The 5,199-nt window shown below is 56.9% G+C and carries 6 protein-coding genes; all 6 read right to left on the bottom strand.

Annotation, left to right across the window (positions count from 1 at the left end; translation table 11 throughout):
* Positions 1 to 201: 201 nt before the first annotated feature.
* Entirely contained in the window at positions 202 to 924 is a 723-nt protein-coding gene (locus NG653_RS14565) for a hypothetical protein (RefSeq protein WP_252742453.1), read from the bottom strand.
* Complete coding sequence (locus tag NG653_RS14560; protein WP_252742452.1) at positions 921 to 1,076, bottom strand: hypothetical protein; 156 nt, start codon at positions 1,074 to 1,076, stop codon at positions 921 to 923. Before NG653_RS14560 ends, NG653_RS14565 begins: the two co-directional genes overlap by 4 nt.
* A complete protein-coding gene (locus NG653_RS14555) occupies positions 1,073 to 1,858 on the bottom strand; it encodes a DUF6090 family protein (protein WP_252742451.1) in 786 nt (261 codons plus the stop codon). Before NG653_RS14555 ends, NG653_RS14560 begins: the two co-directional genes overlap by 4 nt.
* Before the next feature lie 3 nt (positions 1,859 to 1,861).
* Positions 1,862 to 2,326: a hypothetical protein gene (locus NG653_RS14550; protein ID WP_252742450.1), complete on the bottom strand. Its 465-nt coding sequence runs from the start codon at positions 2,324 to 2,326 to the stop codon at positions 1,862 to 1,864.
* A gap of 144 nt (positions 2,327 to 2,470) precedes the next feature.
* Positions 2,471 to 3,247: a DUF6090 family protein gene (locus tag NG653_RS14545; protein WP_252742449.1), complete on the bottom strand. Its 777-nt coding sequence runs from the start codon at positions 3,245 to 3,247 to the stop codon at positions 2,471 to 2,473.
* 208 nt (positions 3,248 to 3,455) lie between these two features.
* Positions 3,456 to 5,084: an N-acyl-D-amino-acid deacylase family protein gene (locus NG653_RS14540; RefSeq protein WP_252742448.1), complete on the bottom strand. Its 1,629-nt coding sequence runs from the start codon at positions 5,082 to 5,084 to the stop codon at positions 3,456 to 3,458.
* Positions 5,085 to 5,199: the final 115 nt, after the last annotated feature.

Genomic DNA, 5,199 nt, shown 5'->3' with positions numbered 1-5,199 from the left:
AGTTGGCAGTCGGCAGTTGCAATTGTAATTGGCCCACATGTCATTTCGAACCCCCTGAAGTAGAGCGAAGCTCACTTCAGGGGTGAGAAAACTCAAGAAAGGTGTCCGGGTCATGCTAGATGAGGTTTCTCAGTCGGTCGTCCCGATCCCGATAGCTATCGGGATCGGGACTCCCTCCTTCGAAATGACAGGAACACGCAATCACTGCTCCAGCCGGGCCAACTCTGTATCCAGTTCCGCGATCATCGCGGTTACCGAGTTTTCGAGGTTGGCATAAAAGTATCCCAGGTACGACCGGGTCCGGTTGCGCTGGGTTTTCAGGAAGTACAGGTATTCGGCGTCCTTTTTCAGGGCTTCAAAATCGAGGGGGACCAGGGTACCTTCAAGGGTGGGTCCCCCTTCAAAATTATACCCTGATTCAAACCGCCCGGGAAAGATGTGCCTCATGCCGTATTGGACCTCAGCCAATTCTTCGGCTTCCCCCGCCAGGAAAAAATCGTACTGAGAGTCGTACAGCCGTACCAGGCGGGCCCTCAGCCCCGGGTTGGAAACCAGGTCGAGCCCTTTTGATTTCAGCATTTCAAAGGAGCTGGTGGAATGCACGAAATGCAGGGGGAGCAGGGTGTAATTAAAGTGTCGGCTCAGGGAATCGTGGTAGGTGCCATTGCCTTCCAGCAAGCCCAGGACCAGGTTTATGGATTGCATGCTTTTTTGCAATTCCGAAATATTCAGGTCAATATCGGCCAGGTCTGCCAGCAGCTCGGTTCTGCAGCCTTTCAGGATTTCGATTTCCGCCCGCCTGCGGGCCTGGCCCTCGCCGTAATTGCTCAGTTCAAACGCCCCGTAGATGCCGATGACCAGCACTACGATTTCCAGCAGGTATTCCGGCCACTTTTCTTTGAGGGTATGCAGGATTCGTTTCATTTCGCAGGGGGATTTTCCAGGGGAGCAAAATTCCCCAGTTCGTTTTTCAGGGCCCGGGCAGCGGCCAGCAACCGGATCCTGTCGCGGCGCTTGGCCAATATCAGGGCTTTGATGTACCCCGCCCGGTTGGCAAAGCCCCGGGCCTCCCTCACCGGATCTCCGATTCTATCAGCGCCAGCACTTCTTCGATGCGTTCGCGAAGGGTTTGCGATTCCAGGTTTGCCGTGGTATTATAGGTCAGGGCAGCGGACACCAGGCCTTCCAGGGGGACATGCGCAGTAAGGGTTTCCAGGGCAACCGTCTTTTTGGCCTTCCCCACGGCCACATTTTCAAACCGGGCCGTGCCCGAGAGGGCCCAGTCCATTTCCAGGTCGTTCAGGAAGGTATGGGCCAGGTCGCGGTTCACGCCCAGATTCACAAGTATCGGCACGTATTCCTGCTTCAGGATGTCTACCCAGTTGTGTTCCAGTTCGCGCACCGCCACAATGTCGGCGCTCCAGTTCGAGAGCAGCCTTTTGAGCTTCTGGTTGGTAATCAGCCGTAAATCGCCGTTGCTGCTGAAGTCGTTCTCGATGGGGTCGAAGGTGGGGTCGATCAGCAGGATGGCCATGTTACTGATAAGGCTGTCGCGGGAGGCCCCTTCGGGGTGGTCCATGGCCCGGAGTATATCCAGGGAGGCTTCTATTATCGCTTCCCGCATGCGGATTTTCTGGTCGAGCTGGACCAGGTTGGCCCGGTAGTCGTCGCGAAGCTGCTTCAAAACCATCTGTTCCATTTCGCGCTCTTTGCGCCACTGGTTCCAGGTGTCGACCTGCAGGGCGATCAGGATCCCGATCACCACCAGCACAATTTCCCCCACGGCGTACAACAGGTAGCGGGTGACCCGGTTCTGGGCGAGGAGGTTTTGGCGGAGTTTTCGGAAGAAGCGGAACACAGGCTACTGAATGGTGTCTGTGGACCTGCCCACGTTGTCTGAAAAGTAGAATTTGATCTTCAGGGAATCGTTCTCCTTTACCAGGTATGCGCTTTCCAGCCATTCCAGGTTGAGGCGTAGCTTTACAGAGTCGACCTGGCCCACAAAGGTCCCGCGGTTAAACAGGCTCACGTGGGCGGAATTATAGTCTGTGGAAACCCTGAAATCGCTTAGTTCCCAATCGGTTTCAAGGGCAGGTGAGCCGGAGGCGAATTCGACGAATTCTGCCTTGGTCATTTTCTTACTGGCCTCGTAGATCAGGAAATCCGCGGTGGTATACCGGTCCAGCAGGCCCGGGTCGTCATTGTCGACGTCAAGGGCCTCAAAAAAGCCCTCTACCACGCGGATGGCCTCGGCTTCTGAAACTTTTTCCGGTTGGGGCGCACAGCCCAGGGCGAGGAGAATGAGGAGCGCAATCGGTTTTTTCATAAGGGTTGGAGTTGGTTGCCTAAAGGTACGGGATATTGGGATAGGTTAGCAGTATGATGTGCAGGGCTTGTTTGGTGAGATTTCTCAGTCGCCCCGATAGCTATCGGGAGGGCTCCTTCGAAATGACATTAGCGGGGCACAGGGTTACCGACCGATTTCCTCATCGATCAGCGCTATAATGCCGTTGGCATGGAGGATCATGTCATGGGTTTCCCCTTTTGTGATCTGCATGTGGGTGGCCCTCATCCTCAAATGGTTCAGGAAGTCCCGGTCGGCCAATAACCCGTTGTAATCGGTCTCTATCGGCAGGGTGCTATATCGTTTCTCCGGGGTGATCGTACCAAAGAAAGAGGTAGACATTGCAGTAACGATGATCCCGTCCAGGAACACATATTTCGAGAGTGCCGGATAATAGGAATCCTGAAAGAGCTTTACGGCAAAGACCTCCTCTTCCACCATATCGTCGATCAGTCCCGGCCACGACAGCAGGAGTTCGCGAATGGAATCATTTTGTATCAGGTTGATCTTTCCCGAGGTGAACAACAGGGTTATGGCGCCCTGTTTGTTGTTGAAGGTCGGCCGGTAGAAGGTAAGCCCGATAAGGCTGTCCAGTTCCTGCCCTTTGACCCCATCGGTGCCCGCTGCCTGAAAAAGCCCCCTGGTCCCGTAAAGGACCTTATCGCGGATCTGGTTTAAATATTGAAACTCCTTAATGGTATTGGCCAGGTCCTTCTTTACGCTTTTTAAGACCTCTACCTCTTCCTTTCGTTCCAGGCGTCCTTCATTCCAGTTATTCACCTGCAGGGCGATCAAAATACCGATCACCACCAGCAGGATTTCCCCTATGGCGTAAAGCAGGTAACTGCTGAATTTGTTGTTTGAGAGGAGTCGTTGGCGGATGGTTCGGAAAAAGCGGAGCAAGGGGGTTGGGTCTTTTGGTTGCCTAAAGGTACGGGATATTGGGATAGGTTAGCATTATGATGTGCAGGGGTCGCCTTGTGAGATTTCTCAGTCGCCCCGATAGCTATCGGGATCGGGACTCCCTCTTTCGAAATGACACAAATACGCAATCATAATTTGGCCCTAGTGATCACCATAACGCGCGCAAGTCTCCCTTCCGGATACCGCTTTATTCCTTCCGCAGCACCACCCCGTTTTTCCGGGGTTGGAAGACCCCGTTTTCCACTGAAACCCGCCCATTGATGAGCACGTGGGAGATCCCCACAGGATACTGGTGCGGGGTTTCATAGGTGGCCTTGTCGGCCACGGTCTGCGGGTCAAAAACGACGATGTCAGCTTTCATGCCTTCCTGCAGCAGCCCGCGGTCGGGCAGGCCCATGGCCCGGGCGGGCATCAGGGTCATTTTGTGTATGGCTTCGGGCAGGGAAAGGATCTTTTTTTCGCGCACATACTGCCCCAGGACCCTGGGGAAGGTGCCGTACCAGCGCGGATGGGGGTGGCCCATGCCTGGCGCCACCAGCCTGCCGTCGGAGGCGACCATGGTTTGGGGGTGCTGCATGATGCGCTGCACATCGGCTTCCTCCATGGCGAAGAACACGCAGGAAGCCCCGCCGTTTAGCTGGGCCTCGATGACCAGGTCGGCCCCGTTTTCCAGGGTGGGCTCCACACCTTTCAGCCGGCTCCAGTCGTACAGGGTTTTCCCTTCCAGTTCGGGCATCCACGATACTTTGGCAAACTGCACCCGCTTCAGGTCGGCCCCGCCGCGGTCGTTGATGAGGTTGAACAGGATGCCCGCCCTGATGCTGTCGCGCAGCACAGGGTCGCCCACCCGCTCCCGGAAGGCTGCGTCGCCCCCGGCCCTTGCCCAGCCCGGGATCAGGATCGACAGGCTGGTATAGCTCGCGTTGTACGGGTACTGGTCTATTCTGATATCGAGCCCCGCCGCCCTGGCGGAATCGACCATGGCCAGGGTGGTTTTGCTTTTGCCCCACATGGGTTTGCCCACCACTTTATGGTGGGTCAGGACCACGGGGATGCCCGCCTCCCGGGAAATCAGGATGGCTTCCCGCACCGCCTCCAGCAATCCCAGCCCTTCTTCGCGCAGGTGGGAGGTGTAGATGCCCCCCCGGGCTGCAGCCACTTTCGACAGGGCAATCACTTCTTCCACGTTGGAAAAGGCGCCGGGCAGGTACTTCAGCCCGGTGGAAATCCCGAAGGCGCCTTCGGCCATAGCCTGGGCAATTTCCGCTTCCATTTGGGCCAGTTCCCCGGCTTCGGGGGCCCGGTTTTCGAGCCCCATGGCATTGCGACGCACGGTATTGTGGCCGACCAGGTAGCCCACGTTCATCCCGATGCCGACCTGCTGCAGGGTGTCGAGGTAAGGCCCCAGCGGCCAGGGGCTGCTGCCGTCGGGCCCGCCCAGGGCCGTGGTAACGCCCTGGCGCACGTGGCTTTCGCAGTGCGAAAGTTCCAAAATGGGGTCGAGGTGGGCGTGGATGTCGATAAACCCGGGCGACACCACCTTGTCGGCGGCATCGATTTCCAGCCTGCCGCGGGCCCCCGAAAGGTCGCCTATGGCGGCAATGGTATCGGCGTTGATGCCCATGGACGCGGTGAAGGCCTTCCCGCCCGAGCCATCGACGATTTGCCCGTTTTTAATCAGGATGTCGAAGGATTGGGGGGAGGAACACCCCAAACCCAGGGCCGTCAGGACCCCGAGGACTATGGCCGGGAGTTTGACACGGGCATTCATCCGGAATGTTCGGAGCCTGCCAGCGGCGCGGAGGAAGTGGAACACGGTGGTTGGGTCTTTTGGTTGCTACAAGATACGGGATATTGGAACAAGTTGGCAGTCGGCAGTTGCAATTGTAATTGGCCCACATGTCATTTCGAACCCCCTGAAGTAGAGCGAA

This window comes from Robiginitalea marina (genome assembly GCF_024006985.1).
GTDB lineage: Bacteria > Bacteroidota > Bacteroidia > Flavobacteriales > Flavobacteriaceae > Robiginitalea > Robiginitalea marina.
Note: the sequence above shows the minus strand (reverse complement) of the source record. Positions and strands in the feature narration are given on the sequence as shown.

Excerpts from the sequence above, each read along its gene's own strand:
- NG653_RS14550 (WP_252742450.1), bottom strand. The coding sequence starts at position 2,326 with ATGAAAAAACCGATTGCGCTCCTCATTCTCCTCGCCCTGGGCTGTGCG.
- NG653_RS14565 (WP_252742453.1), bottom strand. The coding sequence starts at position 924 with ATGAAACGAATCCTGCATACCCTCAAAGAAAAGTGGCCGGAATACCTG.